Source organism: Streptomyces sp. NPDC050121 (genome assembly GCF_044460385.1).
GTDB classification, from domain to species: domain Bacteria; phylum Actinomycetota; class Actinomycetes; order Streptomycetales; family Streptomycetaceae; genus Streptomyces; species Streptomyces soliscabiei.
This window is the reverse complement of record NZ_JBITJV010000004.1, coordinates 108,139-127,038: the sequence shown is the minus strand read 5'-3', so window position 1 is coordinate 127,038 and position 18,900 is coordinate 108,139. Positions and strand designations below refer to the sequence as shown.

Sequence of the window (18,900 nt, the reverse complement as noted above, 5' to 3'; positions counted from 1 at the left end):
TCACTCCTCGCCCTTCACTCCTCGCCCCTGTCCGCTCTCCTCCCCTCCCCGGAGTCCGCCATGGCAGCACCATCAGCCCCGTCCACCGAGGACGGCTACCGCTTCGACGATCTGCGTGCGCTCTTCATCAACTGCACGCTCAAGCCGTCCCCCCGGCTCAGCCACACCCAGGGACTCATCGACAAGAGCCGGGCGATCATGGACGTGCGCGGGGTGACCACGGACCTCGTCCGCGCGGTCGACCTGGACATCGCGCCGGGCGTCTACCCGGACATGACCGAACACGGTTTCGCCACGGACGTCTGGCCCGCGCTCTTCGAGCAGGTGATGGCCGCGGACATCCTGGTACTGGCCGGGCCCATCTGGCTGGGCGACAACAGCTCCGTCACCAAGCAGGTCATCGAGCGCCTGTACAGCTGCTCCAGCCTGCTCAACTCCCAGGGACAGTACGCCTATTACGGGCGGGTCGGCGGGTGTCTGATCACCGGCAACGAGGACGGCGTCAAGCACTGTGCCATGAACGTCCTCTACAGCCTGCAGCACCTCGGCTACACCATCCCGCCGCAGGCGGACGCCGGCTGGATCGGCGCCGCGGGCCCCGGGCCCTCCTACCTGGACCCCGGTTCGGGCGGCCCGGAGAACGACTTCACCAACCGCAACACCAGCTTCATGACCTGGAACCTGATGCACCTGGCGGCCCTGCTCAAACGGGCCGGAGGCGTTCCGGCCCACGGCAACCAGCGCACCGAGTGGGACGCCGGCTGCCGACCGGGGGCGGACAACCCCGAGCACCGCTGAGCCGAACCGGGAGCCCGACGCTCTCGCCCGCCCGCCTCTTCGCGGTAGTCAGGACGTCGGGTTCAGGCCGAGGGCCACGGCCAGTTCGCCGAGGCCCTCCTCGAAGAGCGGCCTTTCTCTTCGGCGGCTACCCCGGCCACGACCTCATCCCGCGGTTCCACTCCATCCACGTCCTGCTGCTGCCGGGGTACGTGGCCAAGGCGGGCGGCTTCTTCTTCCTGGCCCTCGGCGCCCTCGCGGTCATCGCGGGCATCGCGCAGATCAACCCGTCCTGGATCACCGGCGACCAGCGCGAGCACCACATCCTGGACCCCCTCGCCGTACGGCACAGCTTCGTGGTCTCGCAGAGAGCCGCTCGGTCAGCGGGCCGAGCGGGTGGCGCGCAGGATCAGCTCGGTGACGGGGCCCGGGTCACTCACCGCGACCGCGTGGGGTGCACGGACTCTGACGGTGTGGGCGCGGGCGCGTTCGGCCATCCACTGCTCGGCAGCCGGAGGGATGTTGCGGTCCTCGGTGGCCACGAGGTACCAGCTGGGGATCTGCTTCCATGCCGCGGCGGTGGACTTCTCCTGGAGCGCGGCCAGGGTGATCGGCCGCTGCCCCACGGCCATCACCTGCGCGGTCGTGGTCGGCACGCCGGCCGCGAACTGCTCCCGGAACAGTTCCTTCTTGATGACCAGTTCCTCGCCCTGGCCGCCGCCGGGCAACGGGTAGTACTGGGTGGAGACGGCCTGCGCCAGGGTGCTGCCGGGGTACTTGCCGGTGAGTTCCAGCGCGCTTTCGCCGATGTCCGGAACGAAGGCGGCTATGTAGACCAGGGCTTTGACCCGAGGCGCGTCTGCTGCGGCGACACTGATGACCGCTCCGCCGTAGGAGTGGCCCACCAGGACGATCGGGCCCGGCACGCTGTCCAGGACGCTGCGGATGTAGGCGGCGTCGCCGGCCAGCCCGCGCAGCGGCAGGGCCGGAGCCAGGACGTGGTGGCCTTGCCGCTGAAGCCGCTCGACGACGGCTTTCCAGCTGGAGGCGTCGGCGAACGCGCCGTGGATCAGGACGATGGTGGGACGCTCAGGCCGCTGACGTCGGCCCGGCCCGTCCTCCGTAGGTGACGGAGCGGCGAGCGCGGCGCCGGAAGTCCCCAGGGCGGCGGCTCCGGCCAGGAGCGAGAGGGTGACGGTGCGGCGTGGGATCGGTGAGTTCATCGTTCGCTTCCAAGGGTGGTGTCCACGGTTTCGGCTTCGGACGGTCCGGCGGCCAGGACCCGGGCGGTCACCGGGCCGTGGCCTGGACCGCCTCGTCGATCAGTTCGGCGACACGCTGGGGACGGGCGAGCATCACCAGGTGCGAGGAGTCGACCTCGACGGTGGTCATTCCGGCCCGCCGGTAGCCGTAGCGCTCCACGTCGGGGTTGATCGTGTGGTCGGCCGAGGCGACCAGCCCCCAGGAGGGCTTGGTCTTCCAGGCCGCGACGGGGGCCTGCTCGGCGAACGCCTGTGCGGCCAGCGGACGTTGGGAGACGGCGAGAACGGCGGCCAGGCGGGGCTCGACGTCGGCGGCGAAGATGGCCGGGAACTTGTCGATCCGGACCGACACATCGGTACCGGGAGTGGCCGAGCCTTCGATCGGGAACGGCGTGTAGACGAGTGCGGCGGCGAGGTCGGAGTCGGGGAAGCGGCCCTGCAGTTCGCCGAGGCTCTCGCCCTCCTCCAGGGCGTAGCCGGCCAGGTAGACCAGGGCTGTGACGTTGTCCTCCGCGCCGGCGACGGTGATGACGGCACCGCCGTAGGAGTGTCCGACCAGGACGACCGGGCCGGGTATCTGACGGACGACCGACGCGACGTAGGCCGCGTCACCGAGCAGGCTGCGGTTGGGTACCGCCGGCGCCACCACGTCCAGGCCGCGGGCTATCAGCTCGGGGATGACACGGGAGAAGCTGGAGGCGTCGGCGAAAGCGCCGTGGACCAGGACGACGGTCGGGTTGCCGGTTCGAGACATGGCACAACTCCTTGTGCAGGGTGGTGATCGGCCGGCGCCCGGTCGGACGCCGGCCGGGCGGAGGGCCGTAGGTACGAACAGACGGTAAGGACGGACGGCGACGGCGCATTGCCTGTGAGTGCCCGAGCCGTTGTCTGTCCGTGCTTTCGCGGTCTGCGCCGTCGGGCAAGGACCAGTGCGCTGCGAGGCAACACGGGGCACAGCGTCCGCCCTAGCGTGAAAGGCGTTCCGTGCCGCCCACGCCCGCCGACCGGCCGCCGACGGTCCGGTCTTCCGGTACGACGGCGCCCTTCCCCGCAAGGCGGGGCGTGGCCGCGCGCACCAGTTATTCCGGAAACGAGGTAGCAACCCATGCCGTACATCACCGTGGGCCAGGAGAACTCCACCGCCATCGACCTCTACTACGAGGACCACGGCACCGGGCAGCCGGTCGTCCTCATCCACGGCTTCCCGCTCGACGGCCACTCCTGGGAGCGGCAGAGCGCCGCGCTGCTCGACGCCGGCTACCGCGTGATCACCTACGACCGCCGCGGCTTCGGGCAGTCCGGCCAGCCGACGACCGGCTACGACTACGACACCTTCGCCGCGGACCTGAACACCGTGCTGGAGACCCTCGACCTGACCGACGCCGTCCTGGTCGGCTTCTCGATGGGTACCGGTGAGGTCGCCCGGTACGTGTCCGCCTACGGCTCGGCCCGGGTAGCCAAGGTCGCCTTCCTGGCCTCGCTGGAGCCCTGCCTGCTCAAGAGCGACGACAACCCGGACGGGGTCGCCCCCAAGGAGTTCTTCGACGGTGTCGTCGCGGCCGTGAAGGCGGACCGGTACGCGTACTTCACGGCCTTCTACAAGGACTTCTACAACCTGGACGAGAACCTCGGCTCCAGGATCAGCGAGGAGGCCGTCCGCAACAGCTGGAACGTCGCCGCGGGCAGCGGCTTCTTCGCCGCGGCCGCCGCGCCGTCGACCTGGTACACCGACTTCCGCGCCGACATCCCGGCCATCGACGTGCCGGCCCTGATCCTGCACGGCACGGGCGACCGCATCCTGCCCGTCGAGGGCACCGCCCGCCCCTTCCACAAGGCGCTCCCGTCCGCCGACTACGTCGAGATCGAGGGCGCCCCGCACGGACTGCTGTGGACCCACGCCGAAGAGGTCAACGCGGCGCTCCTCACCTTCCTGGCGAAGTGACCGAACGGGAGCCGGGGCGTCTTCGACGGCGCCCCGGCTCCCGCATGTCTTCGGCGGTGGGGCGCTGACGGACAAGCTGCTCTGCACGCACAGGCAGGTCGCCCGTTCGATCGGTGCCTACATTTCCGCCACCCACACAGTCACCGGAGTGAAGAGGACCCCATGCAGTTCGGAATTTTCTCGGTGGGGGACGTGACCCCCGACCCGACCAACGGCCGTACCCCGCCGGAGCATGAACGCATCAAGGCGATGGTGGCCATCGCCCTGAAGGCGGAGGAGGTCGGCCTGGACGTCTTCGCGACCGGCGAGCACCACAACCCGCCGTTCGTGCCCTCGTCGCCGACCACGATGCTCGGCTACATCGCCGCCCGTACCGAGAAGTTGATCCTTTCCACCGCCACGACGCTGATCACCACCAACGACCCGGTGAAGATCGCCGAGGACTACGCGATGCTCCAGCACCTGGCCGACGGGCGCGTCGACCTGATGATGGGCCGCGGCAACACGGGCCCGGTGTACCCGTGGTTCGGGCAGGACATCCGGCAGGGCATCAACCTCGCCAAGGAGAACTACGCGCTGTTGCGCCGGCTGTGGCGCGAGGACGTCGTGAACTGGGAGGGGAAGTTCCGCACTCCGCTGCAGGGGTTCACTGCCACGCCCCGGCCGCTGGACGGCGTACCGCCGTTCGTGTGGCACGGCTCCATCCGCTCCCCGGAGATCGCCGACCTGGCGGCCTTCCACGGCGACGGCTTCTTCCACAACAACATCTTCTGGCCGGCCGAGCACACGCGGAAGATGGTCCAGCTGTACCGGCGGCGGTACGCGCACTACGGGCACGGCCGGCCCGAGGAGGCCATCGTCGGCCTCGGCGGGCAGGTGTTCATGCGGAAGAACTCCCAGGACGCCGTACGGGAGTTCCGCCCCTACTTCGACAACGCGCCCGTCTACGGGCACGGGCCGTCGCTGGAGGAGTTCACCGAGCAGACTCCGCTGACGGTGGGCTCTCCCCAGGAGGTCATCGATCGGACGCTGTCCTTCCGCGCGACCGTCGGCGACTATCAGCGGCAGCTGTTCCTGATGGACCACGCGGGCCTGCCCCTGAAGACCGTCCTGGAACAGCTCGACATCCTCGGCGAAGAGGTGGTCCCGGTGCTGCGGAAGGAGTTCGCGATCGGCCGCTCGGCCACAGTGCCGGACGCTCCCACCCACGCGTCGCTGCGGGCCGTTCAGGAGGTGTCCGCCGCATGAAGCTCGTCGCCGTGTCCGCCGGGTTGAGCACTCCGTCCTCCACCCGCCTGCTCGCCGACCGGCTCGCCGAGTCGGCCCGCGACGAGCTCGCCGACCGGGGCCACGCGGTGGAGACCGAGGTCATCGAGCTGCGGGAATTCGCCGTCGCCGTCGCCAACAACCTCGTGACGGGATTCCCGGCGCCCTCGCTCGCCACCGCGATCGACGCGGTGACCGGCGCCGACGGCCTGATCGCCGTGACCCCCGTGTTCACCGCCTCCTACAGCGGGCTGTTCAAGTCGTTCTTCGACCTGATCGACCCGGAGGCGCTCACCGGCAAGCCGGTCGTCGTCGCGGCGACGGGAGGCACGGCCCGCCACTCCCTGGTGCTGGAGCACGCCCTGCGCCCGCTCTTCGCCTACCTGCGCGCCACCGTCGTACCCACCGCGGTGTACGCGGCGTCCGAGGACTGGGGATCCGGCGGCGACGAGTACACCGACGGCCTGCCCGCCCGCATACGGCGGGCGGCCGCCGAGCTGGCCGCCCTCACGGCCGCCCGCCCGGTCCGGGAGACACCCGACGACGACATCACCGCGCTCGAACGGCAGCTCTCCGACCTGCGCTTCGACTGAGACCGCCCTCGGCGGGCCGCCAGCGATCCGGTCGCGTACCGGTGCCGGCCCGCCATGGCAGGTCCGGCCCCGGCCGACCGCCCCGGCCGACCTCCTGCTCTTCCCGGTCCGGCTCGGCTCGATCACCTGGCACTCCTGTACCGGGCCTCGGCACGCCGACCCCGGCTCCCCGCGGACAAACACCTCGGCGCCCAAACCCCCCGTCTGGCTGAAACGTGGCATGCTTCGTGCAGATTCAGTGCATCGCACGCCCGCGACAGCCGCATTCTGTGCGGCCACGGCTTTTCGGGATGGCACGTGGACCGGTTTACGAAGCAACACCCGACGGGCAGCACGGGTGCCGTGCAGGTGCCGGTGCGCGGCCGGGACGACGAGCTGGCGTTCATCGGCGCCCGACTCGACGTCCTTTCCCGCGGCCACGGCGGGATCGTGTGTGTCGAGGGTGCGCCGGGCAGTGGCAAGACCCGGCTCCTGGCGGAGGGGTACGCCGCCGCGGTGCGGCGGGGCATCCGGGCGTTCCGGGGAGGCGCGGATCCCGACGAACACTTCGTGCCGCTCGGTCCGCTGCTGGACGGTCTGCTGTCGGGAGTCGAACCGCTGCTCGACGCGGCGACGGTGCGAGAGCTCTCCGCGGCGCCCGACCAGCGGTTCTGGCTGCTTCAGGAACTGCAGGACCGACTGGAGCAGACGGCCCTTGATACACCGCTGCTGATAGTCCTCGACGACGTGCAATGGTGCGACGACCTGACCCTTCTTGCCCTGCGAACCCTCTCGGCCAGGCTTTCGTCGCACGCGATCCTGTGGGTGGTGGCCGTTCGCAGCGGGACCGGGACCCCGTCGGTGCGAGTGACACTCGACCGACTTCAGCAGGCCGGCGCGCACGAGCTGCGCCTCGGCCCGCTCACCGACGATGCGGTCGCGAGAATCGCCGAGGACGTCCTGGGAGCAGCGCCCGATCCGGCCGTCATGAGGGCCGCCCGCCGGGCGGAGGGCATGCCGCTGCTGCTGGTGGAACTGCTCGGCGGGCTCCGCGACGAGGATTCGGTGATCATCGAGAACCAGGTGGCACGGTTGGCGCGTGGCCTGATCCCCGAGCGCCTGCGCTCCTCCGTCCAGCGGCGTCTCGACCAGCTCTCCGAGCCCGCCCGCGAGGTCGTGCAGGCCGCCTCGGCGGTGGGCCGCACCGTCCCCATCGATCTGCTGGCCGAGCTGACGGGCAGACCGGCGGCCACCCTGATCGCGCCCGTGCGGGAATCCCTCGACTCCGACCTGCTCGTCGAGCAGGACAGCCACCTGCGGTTCCGCCACGACCTGATCCGCGAGGCCGTCGACGGCAGCCTCCCCGCCTCCGTACGCCGGGCGCTGCGGCGCCATGCCGCCGACGTGTTGCTGGCGCGCGGTGCCCCGGTACTCGAAACCGCCACGCTGCTGGCCGACAGCGCGGACTTCGGCGACCACGCGGCCGTCGAACTACTGCGAGGCGCCGCGGCGGAACTCGCGGCCACCGCGCCTTCTTCGGCGGCGGAACTCAGCGGCCGGGCCCTGGAACTCACCGCCGACCGGGCCCCGGAACGCTCGGCGATCGTCGCCGAGACCATCCTCCTTCTGTGGCAGACGGGGCAGGCCGCACGAGCCCGCGCGCTCGGTGCCGCGACGCTGCCCGGCAGCATGCGGCCGCAGGACGAAGCACAGGTGCGGCTCAATCTGGCCCGCATGTCCAGCCAGTACGACTTCACGGAGGCCGTCCGGCAGGCCCGTACCGGCGCTGCGCTGCCCGGCATCCCGGCAACGCTGCGGGCCCAGCTGTTGGCGCTGCTGTGCCTCAACCTGTCCATGGTGGGCGACATGGAGGCGACCGCCGACGCGGTGACCGAGGCGCTGGAGGCCGCCGCGCAGGCGGGGGACCGGGTCGCCGAGGCCACCGCGATCGCCGTCGACTCGGTCGTGCTCTTCTACCGGATGGACTGGAGCGAGTCGTTCCGGCTGGCGGACCGGGCCGCGGCCTTGGCCGCCGATCTCGGGATCGCGCACTCCCTGTGGGTGCCGGAGGCACTGTGGACGACTTTCCTGCTGAACGCGGCGGGGCGGTCCGCTGAAGCGCTCGCGGCGTCCGCGGCCGGCGTCCGGGAGACCCGGCAGCAGGGGCAGGCCGCGGCCATGCTCCTGTGGCTCATGAACCGCTCGCGCACCCTCCTGGACGCGGGGAGGCTGGCCGACGCCCGGGCCGAGGCGGAAGGCGCCTCGGCCATGGTCGACGAGCTGGGCATGGGCAACTTCGCCGACGCGACACTGCTGTACACGTTGGTGCGTGTCGCCCTCCACACGAACGACCTGGACGCCGCCCGCGCCCATGTCGCGCAGGGGAGGCGGATGCTGAGCGACGGGGCGCCGCTCGTCCGCAACGTGGGCTCGTGGATGGCCGCACTGCTGGCGGACTTCGAGGGCCGCCCCGCCGACGCCATGGCGGTACTCGACGAAGCGGCGGTGGCGCTCGCCGAGGAGAGGCCCTCCCTGGCCAGTCCGGACGATCCCGCCGACGCGCCCGTCTTCGTCCGTATGGCGCTGCGCGCCGGAGCGCGCGAACGTGCCGAGCTGGCGGTCTCCGTGGCGGAGCGACGGGCCACGCGCAACCCCGGGTTCACGATCCTGGCGGCCGCGGCCGCGCACGCCCGGGGACTGCTCGACAACGATCTCGCTCACCTGCTGCGCGCGGTCCGGCTGTACGACGACTGCCCCCGGCTGCTGGCACGGGCGTCAGCGCTGGAGGACGCCGGACGCAAGCTGGCCGTCACCCGCACGTCCGAAGGCGTGCCCCACCTCGATTCGGCCCTCGCCCTCTACACGGAGGCGGGTGCCGAGTGGGACGCCGCACGTGTCCGCCGCCGTCTGCGGGCCATGGGCGTCCGGCGCACGACGTCCGCGGGATCCGTGAAGGGGTGGCCGGAGCTGACCGTCTCGGAAGCCGGCGTGGTGCGGCTCGTCGCGCAGGGACTGACGAACCGGCAGGTCGCGGAGCGTCTCTCCCTCTCACCGCACACGGTGAGCTCGCACCTGCGCCGCTCCTTCACCAAGCTCAACATCACCTCGCGCGTGGAACTGGCCCAGCTGGTGGCAGCCCGCGACAGCGGAGAGTGACCGCTTCGTATCACACGACGGTTTCCCTTCACTTGGCGAACCGTGGGATGTGGGGGTGTGGGCGGGCCGCCACGATGGTGATAGGTGCTTGAAACCTTGAAAGGAGGGCGGGAACCATGACGACGGTCACCTCTCCGCCTGACGAAGACCATCGCGTGGGCAGCCTCCTCACCACGGATTCGATGCCTGTCCGTCAGAGACGGGCGTACTGGCGCGAAGCTCTGTCCCAGACATTCGCCGCAGCTGACGTGGCCGTCCCGGACGAGGTCTGCTCGGGAGCCATCCGGACGTTCCCCATGGGTCGTCTGCAGCTCGCCACGGCGGACGGCGGTCCCATGCGGGCGTGGCGCACTCAGCGGCTGATCGCACAGGGCGGCAATGAGGAGTATGTGGTCGTCAACCTCTTGGGAAGGGGCGCCGCCAGAATCGAGCAGGATGCCCGCGAGGTGTACCTGAGTCCCGGAGAGTTCACCTTCTGCGACCTGTCGCGTCCGCTCTGGATGGATTTCCCCCATCAGTACCAGACGAAGTCCCTCGTCGTGCCACGGCAGGTCCTCGGTCTGAGCGAATCGGAGCTGCGGCGGATAACGGCATGTCCCCTTCGCTCCGAGACGGCGCTCGGCGGACTGCTGTCGACCCTGTTGTCCCGGTTTGCGGACACCGCGGAACCGTTCCGGCCGCGCACCGGGGAGTTGCTCGCCCGCACGGTGGTGGATCTGCTGACCGTCCTGGCCGACGAACAACTCGGGAGGGACTCCGAGGGGACACCGAGCGGCGATGCGGTGCTGCTGCTGCGGATCCGGGCGTTCATCGGCCGGCACCTGGCCGATCCGGACCTGACCCCGGAGGTCATCGCCCGGGCCCACCACATCTCCGTGCGCTACCTGCACAAGGTCTTCGAGGGCGAGCAGACCACGGTCAGCCGCTGGATCCAGAGCCGTCGTCTGGAGGCGTGCCGACGGGATCTGATTCACCGCGAGGCCGCGCATCGCACCATTGTCGCGGTGGCGCACCGGTGGGGTTTCACCAATGCCGCCCACTTCAGCCGGGTGTTCCGGGCCGCCTACGGGATGTCCCCCAGCGAGTGGCGTGAGGCCTCCCGGCCGTAATCGCGCTCCTTAGGGCCCGCGAAGGAAGTCCGCGCCCGGTGCTCTCTCGGACAAGACTTCGTACGTTCTTCGGCTAGCTGCTTCAATCGGCGGTTTTAGGGTCAATTGCGTAGACGCTGCCCCCCAAGAAGCTGCCGATCGGGGTAAGACATGACACAGCCGTTTTCCAGCGCCGACGGGACCCGGGTCGCCCATGAGGTGGTGACGCACGTGATCGTCGCGGACGAACCGCCGGTATCACTGCCCGCCGAACTGCGCTACGACAGCGCAGACCCCTATGCCGTGTGCCTCTCCCTCGGGGGGACGTCGACCGGCACGGTCGACTGGGTGTTCGCGCGCAGCCTCCTGTCGGAGGGACTACGCCGACCGGCGGGTGCCGGAGACGTCCTGGTGACACCTCCGCACCACTGCCATCGGCACTCGGTGCGCATAGTCCTCAGGTCCAGGGTCGGCATCGCCGTGCTGGACATCGCGACCACGTCGGTCGTCGCGTTCTTGAAGAGGACCGACATGCTGGTGCGACCGGGCACGGAGGGGCTCCACATCGACCTGGACCGCGTCGTGGCCGAACTCATGGCGGGAAGCGAGTGACAGGTCGGCTCCGTCAGCCCGCCGTCCTGGCTGTCAACCTGACGGACGTCGACGCGCCGCCGGCGGGGCTCGCCGGCGGCGCGTCGGCAACGGGCAAGATCCCCGCCGGGGATTCCAGTACCGACCACGTGCATGCCTGCCATTCGCTGGGGGTCATGCCATGGGCGTCGCGGAACGCCCGGCTGAAATGCGACGGGCTGACGAAACCCGCCTGGCGCGCCACAGCCGCCATGGTCGGTCTCTGGTGCGTTGTCCGGCCCAGCTCTTGCCGACTGACGTCGAGCCTTCGCTGCCGCACCCACCGGCTGACCGTGGTGCCGTGGCTCTGGAAGAGCTTGTGCAGATAACGGACGGAAATGTGGTGCGCGAGCGCGATCGACTGGGGTGACAGGTCGGGATCCGTCAGATGTACCTCGATGAACTCCCTGATCCGGGCCAGCATCTCCTCGCCGACGTTCGACGCGTTGGATGTCGCCGGTCGGCTCTCCTTGGCGAGGAGTTCCGTGACGAGTGCGGCGATGAGGTCCAAGGCACTGCGGATGAGCTGGTCGCCGATCTTCGACCTGTGGAACTCCGTCCCGGTGGCGAGTGCGGACAGGAAGATCGACACCATTGCGCCCACGCCCTCCCCGCCCCGTACGGTCACACCGGCGAGACGGCGCAGGTCCGACTCCGAAACTCCCAGGGAGCGCCGAGGTATACGGAAGACCGTCACCTGGCAGTCGTCGTCGAGGCGCGAGAAACCAAGCCGGTCCGAGTCGCAGAAGACGAAGTCGCCCGGCTTCAGCAGCACGTCCGTTCCGTGATGGGAGATCACAGCGCATCCGCGTACCTGCATTCCAAGATCCAGGAAGTCGGAATCTCCCGTTTCCGACGTCTGGGAGAGGCTGTGACCGTCTTCGGAGCCGTGGAGCGGAGAGAGAGTCAGTATGTGCTCCGCGGTGGTCCTCGACGTGTGGGACGTCGCCGACTGGGCCATGGCAACTCCAACCGTGCCGTACACGGCGTAGACCTCCTCGACGGCCGTCCGGCTTGACGGTGAACGTGCCTGGCGCCTCTTGCGTGTACATGACCTGCCGCCGTAGGCGGCCTCACGTCCTCATCCTGCAAGCGGCCTGTCCCGCAGGCATCAGTAAATTAACGGTCGATCTGGGCGGCAGTGCACACAGGTTCGTGTTCCTCCGTCAGCGCCGGTCGGCCAGCGCGTCTCTCAGGTAGCCGCCCCCCTGCCTGATCGCGGCCACCGTGGGTGGGCTGTCCTGCAAAGGGCTCAGGGAAGCGAAGTCGTGCACCGTCCCCAGGTAGCGGACGGCGGTCACGGCGACGCCCGCCTGCCGCAGCCGGCGGGCGTACTGCTCCCCCTCGTCCCGCACGACGTCCGCCTCCGCCGTCACGACCAGGGCAGGAGGCAGGCCTGCGAGGTCCGCCGTAGTGGCCCGCAGCGGTGAGGCCGTGGGCTCGGCGAGTTCGTACTCGTCGTCGGTGTACTGCCGCCAGTGCCACTCCAGAGCCGAGCGCGTCAGGAGGAAACCGGATGCGAACTGCTCCCGCGAGGGAGTGTCGTAATGCGGGTCGGTCATCGGGTAGTAGAGCAACTGGGCGCGGATGCGGGGGCCGCCGCGCTGCTTGACCATCATGGTGAGAGCCGCCGCCATGGTCGCGCCGGCGCAGTCGCCGGCCACCGCCAGCCTCCGATCGTTCAGGACCAGCTCGGCGGCCTGCTCGACCACCCATGTCAGTACCGCGTACGACTCCTCCAGCGCCACCGGATAACGCGCCTCGGGAGTGCGGGTGTACTCGGGCACCACGAAGGCGGAGGCACTGGCGGCCGCCAGCTTCCTGACCATCCCCGCGTGGGTTTGGGCGTCACCCAGCATCCACCGGCCGCCGTGCAGGTACACGACCACGGGAAGGGGACCGGCCGGCTCCCTGGGCCGGAAGATCCAGAATCCGACGAGCCCGGAAGGTCCCACCGGTGCCACTCTGAACTCGGCGTCCACGCCGAGGTCGTCGAAGGTGTGGCCCTGCATCTCCAGCAGCGCCTGGCGTCCGTCGACCGGGCCCAACTGGTGCAGGTAGGGCGGTGCTGCGGAGGCGTCGACGAGCCGTTGCACGAGGGGATCGAGGACGACGGGGGAACGGTCCGGCCCGCCTGGGCCCACACCGGGTTCGCGGCTCAAACTGCTCAGGTTCCTTCCATCGAAACGATCGGCCGTTCGCTGGGAGCGCTACCACGCGTCCCACCATGGGATCACAGATCGTCGAAAAGACCGCGAAGTTGGTTGCGGCTGCTGACACCGAGCTTCGGATACACGTTGTAGAGGTGGGATCTGACCGTGCGAGGCGACAGCATGAGCTGATCGGCGATCTCCCGGTTGCGCAGCCCCTGTGCCGCCAGCCGGACGATCTGGCGCTGCTGGGCGGTCAACTCCGCCAGTGGGTCGGCCTTGGCGGGTGAGGTGGCCACGCCGCTGGCCCGCAGCTCCACCCGCGCCTCCTCGGCCAGGCCGGCCGCGCCGAGCCGGGTGAACGACTCCAGCGCCGTGACCAGAAGCGGGCGGGCGTCCAGGGGGCGGCGCCGCCTGCGCAGCCATCGCGCGTAGTGGAGCCTTGCCTGCGCCCGGGCCAAAGGCCACCGGTCGCCCGCCGGGTTGACCGTGGCGAGCCGGAAGTGGTGCTCGGCCTCCTTCGGCTCGCAGCTCAGCGCGGCGGAGTGGTGCAGCAGCAGAGTCATCCGGGTCGTCGGCCGCGGTCCCATCGCGGTTCGCACGACCTCGGTGATGCGCGCCGCCTCCTCCTGCCGGCCCGCCCGCTGGGCGGCAGCGGCGAGGTCGGCGACCGAGTGGCGGGACAGGAAGTAGTGCACAGGAGCACCGTCGGCACCGAACAGCGACCGAAAGTGCCGGAACGCGCCGTCGAAGTCGCCGACCGCCGCGGCGGCCGTGCCGGCGGCCCTGAGCAGACGAGCGTGCGTGGCGCGGTTCTCCTCCAGGCCGACCGCGGTCCAGGCAGGGTCCGAGTGTGTGCCGACGGCCTGACCGCGCAGGGCTCGCAGGGTCGTCCGCAGCGCCTCGGCGTCGATCTCCAGATGCCTCAACTTGTGGACGGCCGCCAGCGTCGCGGTCATCTCCAGAAGCTCGTCGGCCTCCGTCCACCGCCCGGTGTCGATGAGCGCCGAGCCCATCGCCGCGAAGCTGGTCGCGGCAGGGCCCAGGGAGCCGTACGCGGCGAGCATGGCGTACGCCTGCCGAAAGGACTCCACGGACAGGTCGGACTCGTCGGCCCACCAGGCGACGCCGCCGAGCGCGAGCAGATGGGTCAGTTCCGCGGCCCCGGTCGCCGGCTCCGAGGCGCTCGGCCGTCGGCGTATACGATCCAGCAGCCGGGGGGCGTCGGCCGGGTCGGCCGACGCCAGGGTCACGGCCCGTACCGCGGCGGAGGCATCGGCCGTCGTCAGTTCGGCGTAGAGCGTGTCGCGGTTCCCGGCCTCGATCCCCTTCAGGAGAGGGGCGATCGGACGCCTCATCTCCGGCAGGCCCGACTGGAACGCGACCGCCCCCAGCACGGAGACCAGGGCCAGCACCGCCGTGCTGTCCGCGGGCTGCTTCGGCTCCAGCCGGCTCGTCAACACCTGGAACGCCTGCCGCTGGTGGCCGAGCAGCGACAGGGCCATGCCCGCGCCGCACGCCGACAGACTCAGCAGGTCCCGGTCCTCGGTCAGCGCGGTGACCTTGTTGTACAGCTCGCGTACCCACGAAGGGTCGCCGGCACTGTTGGCGGCTCTCAGCGCTTTGGCGTACCGACGCGCCCGGTCGGCCGGCGCGGGGCTGCACTCCGCCGACCGTTCCAGCGCCTGTGCCGCCGCGAAGATGCCGCCACGCTTCTCGGCGAGCTCGGCGGTGTCCTCCAGAGCCGCCGCCACGGACTCGTCCTGACCGAGGCAGGCGGCGGCCAGGTGCCAGGCCCGGCGCGCCGGATCGGCCGTGAGAGCAGCCGCCAGGTCCCGGTGGGCCTGCTGCCGGAGGTGGGCCGGGGCCGCGTGATAGGAACCCGCGCGGGCCAGCGGGTGCCGGAAGACCACCCGTCCGTCCACGACGGTCACCAGGCCGGCCTCCTCGGCCGAAGCCCACGCGCCGAGATCCGGCTCCGCCCCGGCCGCAACCATGATCGTGGCGAGGTCTTCGTACTCCGACGCCGCGGCGTACACGATGAGCCGCTGGGTCATGTCCGGGAGGCTACGCAGGCGGGCGGCGTACAACTCCTGGATGCGCTCCGTCTGCGGCAGCCCACCGCCGGGCAGTGCTCTGGCGCCGCCCCTTCCGGCGGCGCGGCACAGCTCGATGACGGCCAGCGGATTTCCCTGCGCCTGCCGCAACAGCTCGTACCGCGTCCGGCCGGTCGGCGAGTGCGGCTGGGCGTCCACGAGCTCGGCCGCCGCCTGCTCGCTCAGCGGCCCCAACAGCAGAGTGCCCAGATCCACCGGGACCCCGTCCGGGGGCGTCTGCCCCCGTGCCGTCAGCAGCACCGGCACGGTCTCCGCCGCGATCCGGCGCATCACGAAGCCCAGCACATCGAGGGAGTCGCGATCGAAGTGCTGGACGTCATCGACGGCCAGCAGGATGCGCTGCCGACGGGAGACCTCGGTCAGCAGTGTCAGGACCGCCATGCGCAACGGCATCGGGTCGGGCGGTCCCACGGCGGGAGCGATGCCGAACGCGGTCTCCAGCGCCCCTCGAAGATGGTCGGAGAGCAGGCTGACATCGGGCAGGAGGGGGAGAAGCAGCTGGTGCAGGGATGCGAAGGACTGCCGCGACTCCGCCTCGCTGCCCCGGGAGGCCAGCACCAGTGTTCCGCGGTCGCGTGCGTGGTCGACGGCGACCGCCAGCAGTCTCGACTTGCCCGTGCCGGCCTCGCCGAGCAGGAGCAGCGTCCGTGGTTCGCCGCGCTTCTCCTCGAACATGTCAAGGATCTGAGCGGTCTCCGCCTGCCGGCCCACCAGCTCGACGGGCGGTATGGAGCGATGGGTGGTGCCTCGTCTAGCCCCCACGGCGCACCTCGGTCACGGCGACGGAGGAGAGCCTTCGGGGGACGCCGAAGTGTTCCCGGGAAGCGGAAACGTTCTTAAGGGCGAACACGACCGAACTGTACGGGTCGATGACCGTTTGGGACAGAGATTGCCCGCGTGGGAGGCGATCGTGTGCCGGCCTGCCGCGTTGTCATGCCGGGCGGTCCCGTGGAGTGCCGGGCGGTGCTGGTCCGGCCGGAAACGCCACCCGGCGGGCGGCGTCCTCCGCGCGCCCACCGCTTGCTCAGGAGTGCACGGTTCCCGCTTCGGGTGGGGTGGCGAGGGACCCAGGGCGGGACACTGGTGGCTCTCACCGTCTTCGCCGCAATGGCGCGGTGCGGTGGACGGGCCTGGTGGGGGCGGCTGACCCCAGCTCTCGGGCCCCCGGACAACTAGGGAGCGCAAGTGGCTGACGAAGCGATGGGTGACGACGTCTACCAGCCGGACGGTTCCGAGGTGCAGGATGACGCCGGGCTGCTCGACGCGTCGGACACCCTGGACTACCGGGGCGGCGATGAGGCCCTGGACGAGGGCTACTCGCCCCCGGAGCGGCCCTGGGGTGTGGAGCACACCGGTGTCACGGCGTCGGAGCAGCGGTGGGGCGAGAGCCTGGACGAACGTCTTTCCGAGGAGCTGCCGGACGTCGGGGTACCGGCGGGCGACGGCATCGGGGACACCTGGGACACGGACGGCGAGCTTGTCGACGACGAGGTCGGAGACGAGCGCGCGGGCCGGCTGATCGCGCCGGACGAGGGCAGCCATGAGAACACCGAGTACGACATGGTCGCCTACGACGTCGGTCTGGACGGTGCCGGTGCGTCGGCCGAGGAGGCCGCGATGCATGTGATCCCCGAATCCGAGCCCTACTGAGGGGACGGCGAGCGCAGGACGAGGGCCCGGTGCCCGCGGAAACCGGGCCCTCGTCCCGCGTCCCGCGGGGACCAGGCTCTCAGGTCGAACTGGTGCGGCGCAGCAGATACTTGTGCTGTCCGGAAAGGACGAGCTCTCCGCGCTGGTTGTGGATGGTGGCCGCCGTGACCACCACGCCGCTGCCGTCCTGTGGAACGAGGTCCGTGATGGTCAGGGCCGGGTAGAGCGTGTCGCCGGTGTGGACCTCACCGAGGAAGCTGGCCGACAGCTCCAGGAAACTGATGAAGACCTCGCCGATGAAGTGCGGGAACAGGGTGGCGCCCGGCGCGGTGAAGGCCAGCACCTGCAGTCCGTGCACCACCGGAGCCGTATGGCCGTGCCTGCGAGCGAAGACGGCGTCGTAGTGCACCGGGTGGTTGTCCGCCGAGACCGTCTGGAAGGCTGCCGCGTGGGCTTCGGTCAGCGTACGGCTGGGGGCGCGGAACACCTCTCCGACTTCGAGGTCGTCGAAGGTCCTGGCAGGGACCACCAGGAACGATTCGGGGTCGAAATCGTCGGAGTCGGTCAGGACCGTCGCGTCGGACTCGTCGTTCTTCGCCATCGTGGATTCCTTCCTTGGGGGGCGCACGCTGGGGTCCCCGGGTCACCTGGACCTTGCCGCGTCCGGTATGACGGGCCCCGACGCGGCGTCGAAGGCGTGGGTCACCTGCGGCGCGGTGCCCGGGACGAGGAGAAGGCGAGCCTGCTCCTCGTAGTGGCGGTCGGTGGCGGTGAGCCGGGTGTGATGCTGGGCCAGATGCTCCGACCACGAGGCGACCAGGTAGTTCTCGATGAACTGTGCCGGATCGTTGCCGTCCTGGTAGAGACCCCAGGTGAAGGCGCCCGTGCGCCGTCGTGAACGGGCGACCTGCTCCATGCGCCCGGTGAAGGCAGCGTGGTTCTCGGGGGCGACCCGGTAGGCGACGGAGACCAGCACCGGGCCGTCGGCCGGGCCGGGCTCGAACACCAGCGGGGGAACGGGCCAGTGGTCGGACGGCGAGGGGTCGATGTGGGCGGCGTCATGCAGCGGCCAGCGGCGCACGCTGACCGCGCTGACCAGCATCAGGGCGCTGCCGACGAGCAGGGAGGCAGGAAGCCCCAGCCAGACGGCCAGGGCACCCCACAGCGGTGCCGTCAGGGCCTGTCCGCCCTGGAAGACCAGGAGATAGACGCCGAGTCCGCGGGCCCTGACCCAGCCCGGAAGCCGGGTCTGCACGGCCGCGTTGAGGGTGGACAGGACGCCGATCCAGGCGAGACCGGCGGGCAGCAGCACGACCGCCACCAGCCACGGGATCCGGACCGTGGCCGGCACCGCCAGAACGCAGGCGAAGACCAGGGCGCCGGCGACGAGAATGCCGTTGGCGCCGAGGACCCGACGCAGCCGCGGCAGGACGAACGCGCCCGCCACGGCGCCCACGCCGACCGCTCCCAGCAGCAGCCCGTATCCGTCCGAGCCGAGGCCGAGGGAGCGGCTCGCGATCACCGGCAGCAGTGACCACAGGGCGGCGCCGCCGGGAATGAACAGGAGCGTGCGCAGGAGGACTCGGCGGACGCCCGGCGCATGCCACACATAGCGGCGACCGGCGTACAGCGCGGCCAGCAGCTTCTCGTCCCCTGCGGCGGGCCAGGCCGTCGCGGGCCGCCGCCACAGCATGAGGACGGCCGCGATGCCGAGGTAGGAGGCGGCGTTGAAGGCGAAGACCCACCCCGCGCCCGCCGCCGCGACCACCACGCCGCCGAGCGCGGGTCCCACGGCACGGGCCAGGTTCATGTTGACGGCGCCCAGCGCGGCCGCCTGGGGGAGCCGGCGGCGTTCCACCAGTTCCGGCTGGATCGCCTGCCAGGCCGGGCCCATCAGCGCGGTGCCGCAGCCCAGCAGGAAGGTGAGCGCGAGCAGCGGAACGGGGGTGAGCGCGTCCGTGAACGCCAGTGCCGTCAGGACGCAGGAGACCGTGAGCATCGCGAACTGGGCGGCCAGCAGCACCGTACGACGGTCGAAGCGGTCGGCGACGACACCGGAGGGCAGGGCGAGCAGCACGATGGGAAGGCTGGAGGCGGTCTGTACGAGAGTCACCAGAGCCGCGTTGTCCCCGATCAGCAGCCACTGGGCTCCCACCATCTGCATCCAGCTGCCGATGTTGGACACCAACTGGGCGATCCACAGCGCCCGGAAGACGCCCGCCGCGAGCGGTGCCCAGGGCGAGTCCGGCTTGGAGGACTCTGGTGGTGAGGGTGCGAAGCTCATGCTGGT

15 protein-coding genes and 1 pseudogene are annotated in these 18,900 nt (G+C 70.6%); 9 read left to right on the top strand and 7 right to left on the bottom strand.

What is annotated here, in order from left to right:
- Positions 1–60: 60 nt before the first annotated feature.
- Together ACIBTS_RS07785 and ACIBTS_RS07780 are read left to right on the top strand one after the other, a co-directional pair.
- Positions 61–798 (top strand): flavodoxin family protein, encoded by a 738-nt coding sequence (locus ACIBTS_RS07785; RefSeq protein ID WP_399317399.1) that lies wholly within the window; start codon positions 61–63, stop codon positions 796–798.
- A 113-nt stretch (positions 799–911) separates the two neighbouring features.
- Positions 912–1,103 (top strand): annotated as a pseudogene (locus tag ACIBTS_RS07780) (ubiquinol-cytochrome c reductase cytochrome b subunit); the annotation flags it as partial.
- A gap of 54 nt (positions 1,104–1,157) precedes the next feature.
- Here the strand turns inward: ACIBTS_RS07780 and ACIBTS_RS07775 are convergent.
- Positions 1,158–2,000 (bottom strand): alpha/beta fold hydrolase, encoded by an 843-nt coding sequence (locus tag ACIBTS_RS07775; protein WP_399317397.1) that lies wholly within the window; start codon positions 1,998–2,000, stop codon positions 1,158–1,160.
- A 67-nt stretch (positions 2,001–2,067) separates the two neighbouring features.
- On the bottom strand, positions 2,068–2,793 hold the full coding sequence (locus ACIBTS_RS07770) for an alpha/beta fold hydrolase (protein ID WP_399317395.1): 726 nt from the start codon (positions 2,791–2,793) through the stop codon (positions 2,068–2,070).
- Between the two features lie 351 nt (positions 2,794–3,144).
- Here ACIBTS_RS07770 and ACIBTS_RS07765 point away from each other — a divergent pair, with 351 nt between their 5' ends.
- The 6 genes from ACIBTS_RS07765 to ACIBTS_RS07740 all read left to right on the top strand — a co-directional run bounded on the left by ACIBTS_RS07765 (position 3,145) and on the right by ACIBTS_RS07740 (position 10,675).
- Positions 3,145–3,981, top strand: a complete 837-nt coding sequence (locus ACIBTS_RS07765; protein WP_319671859.1) for an alpha/beta hydrolase — start codon at positions 3,145–3,147, stop codon at positions 3,979–3,981.
- A gap of 162 nt (positions 3,982–4,143) precedes the next feature.
- Positions 4,144–5,229, top strand: a complete 1,086-nt coding sequence (locus ACIBTS_RS07760; protein ID WP_399317392.1) for an LLM class flavin-dependent oxidoreductase — start codon at positions 4,144–4,146, stop codon at positions 5,227–5,229.
- Positions 5,226–5,840 carry an FMN reductase gene (locus ACIBTS_RS07755; protein WP_399317390.1) on the top strand — a complete coding sequence of 205 codons (615 nt, stop codon included), beginning with the start codon at positions 5,226–5,228 and terminating at the stop codon, positions 5,838–5,840. The genes ACIBTS_RS07760 and ACIBTS_RS07755 overlap by 4 nt, the downstream gene beginning before the upstream one ends.
- Positions 5,841–6,137: 297 nt before the next feature.
- A complete protein-coding gene (locus ACIBTS_RS07750) occupies positions 6,138–8,975 on the top strand; it encodes an ATP-binding protein (RefSeq protein ID WP_399317388.1) in 2,838 nt (945 codons plus the stop codon).
- A gap of 182 nt (positions 8,976–9,157) precedes the next feature.
- Entirely contained in the window at positions 9,158–10,084 is a 927-nt protein-coding gene (locus tag ACIBTS_RS07745) for a helix-turn-helix domain-containing protein (RefSeq protein ID WP_399317386.1), read from the top strand.
- Between the two features lie 150 nt (positions 10,085–10,234).
- A complete protein-coding gene (locus ACIBTS_RS07740) occupies positions 10,235–10,675 on the top strand; it encodes an SsgA family sporulation/cell division regulator (RefSeq protein ID WP_399317385.1) in 441 nt (146 codons plus the stop codon).
- A gap of 13 nt (positions 10,676–10,688) precedes the next feature.
- On the opposite strand, the gene ACIBTS_RS07735 is transcribed toward ACIBTS_RS07740, so the two are convergent.
- The 3 genes from ACIBTS_RS07735 to ACIBTS_RS07725 form a co-directional block, all read right to left on the bottom strand.
- A complete protein-coding gene (locus ACIBTS_RS07735; protein ID WP_399317967.1) occupies positions 10,689–11,654 on the bottom strand; it encodes an AraC family transcriptional regulator in 966 nt (321 codons plus the stop codon).
- A gap of 205 nt (positions 11,655–11,859) precedes the next feature.
- The gene (locus tag ACIBTS_RS07730) at positions 11,860–12,855 is read right to left on the bottom strand and encodes an alpha/beta hydrolase (protein WP_399317383.1); all 996 of its coding nucleotides are present in this window, start codon (positions 12,853–12,855) and stop codon (positions 11,860–11,862) included.
- Between the two features lie 71 nt (positions 12,856–12,926).
- The gene (locus tag ACIBTS_RS07725; RefSeq protein ID WP_399317381.1) at positions 12,927–15,722 is read right to left on the bottom strand and encodes a helix-turn-helix transcriptional regulator; all 2,796 of its coding nucleotides are present in this window, start codon (positions 15,720–15,722) and stop codon (positions 12,927–12,929) included.
- Positions 15,723–16,160: 438 nt separating this feature from the next.
- On the opposite strand from ACIBTS_RS07725, the gene ACIBTS_RS07720 reads away from it, so the two are divergent.
- Positions 16,161–16,610, top strand: coding sequence for a DUF5709 domain-containing protein (locus ACIBTS_RS07720; protein WP_399317965.1), 450 nt, complete (start codon positions 16,161–16,163; stop codon positions 16,608–16,610).
- 79 nt (positions 16,611–16,689) lie between these two features.
- Here the strand turns inward: ACIBTS_RS07720 and ACIBTS_RS07715 are convergent, their stop codons facing one another.
- Together ACIBTS_RS07715 and ACIBTS_RS07710 are read right to left on the bottom strand one after the other, a co-directional pair.
- The gene (locus ACIBTS_RS07715; protein ID WP_319344751.1) at positions 16,690–17,211 is read right to left on the bottom strand and encodes a MaoC family dehydratase; all 522 of its coding nucleotides are present in this window, start codon (positions 17,209–17,211) and stop codon (positions 16,690–16,692) included.
- 42 nt (positions 17,212–17,253) lie between these two features.
- Positions 17,254–18,894, bottom strand: coding sequence for an MFS transporter (locus ACIBTS_RS07710; RefSeq protein WP_399317378.1), 1,641 nt, complete (start codon positions 18,892–18,894; stop codon positions 17,254–17,256).
- Positions 18,895–18,900 lie beyond the last annotated feature (6 nt).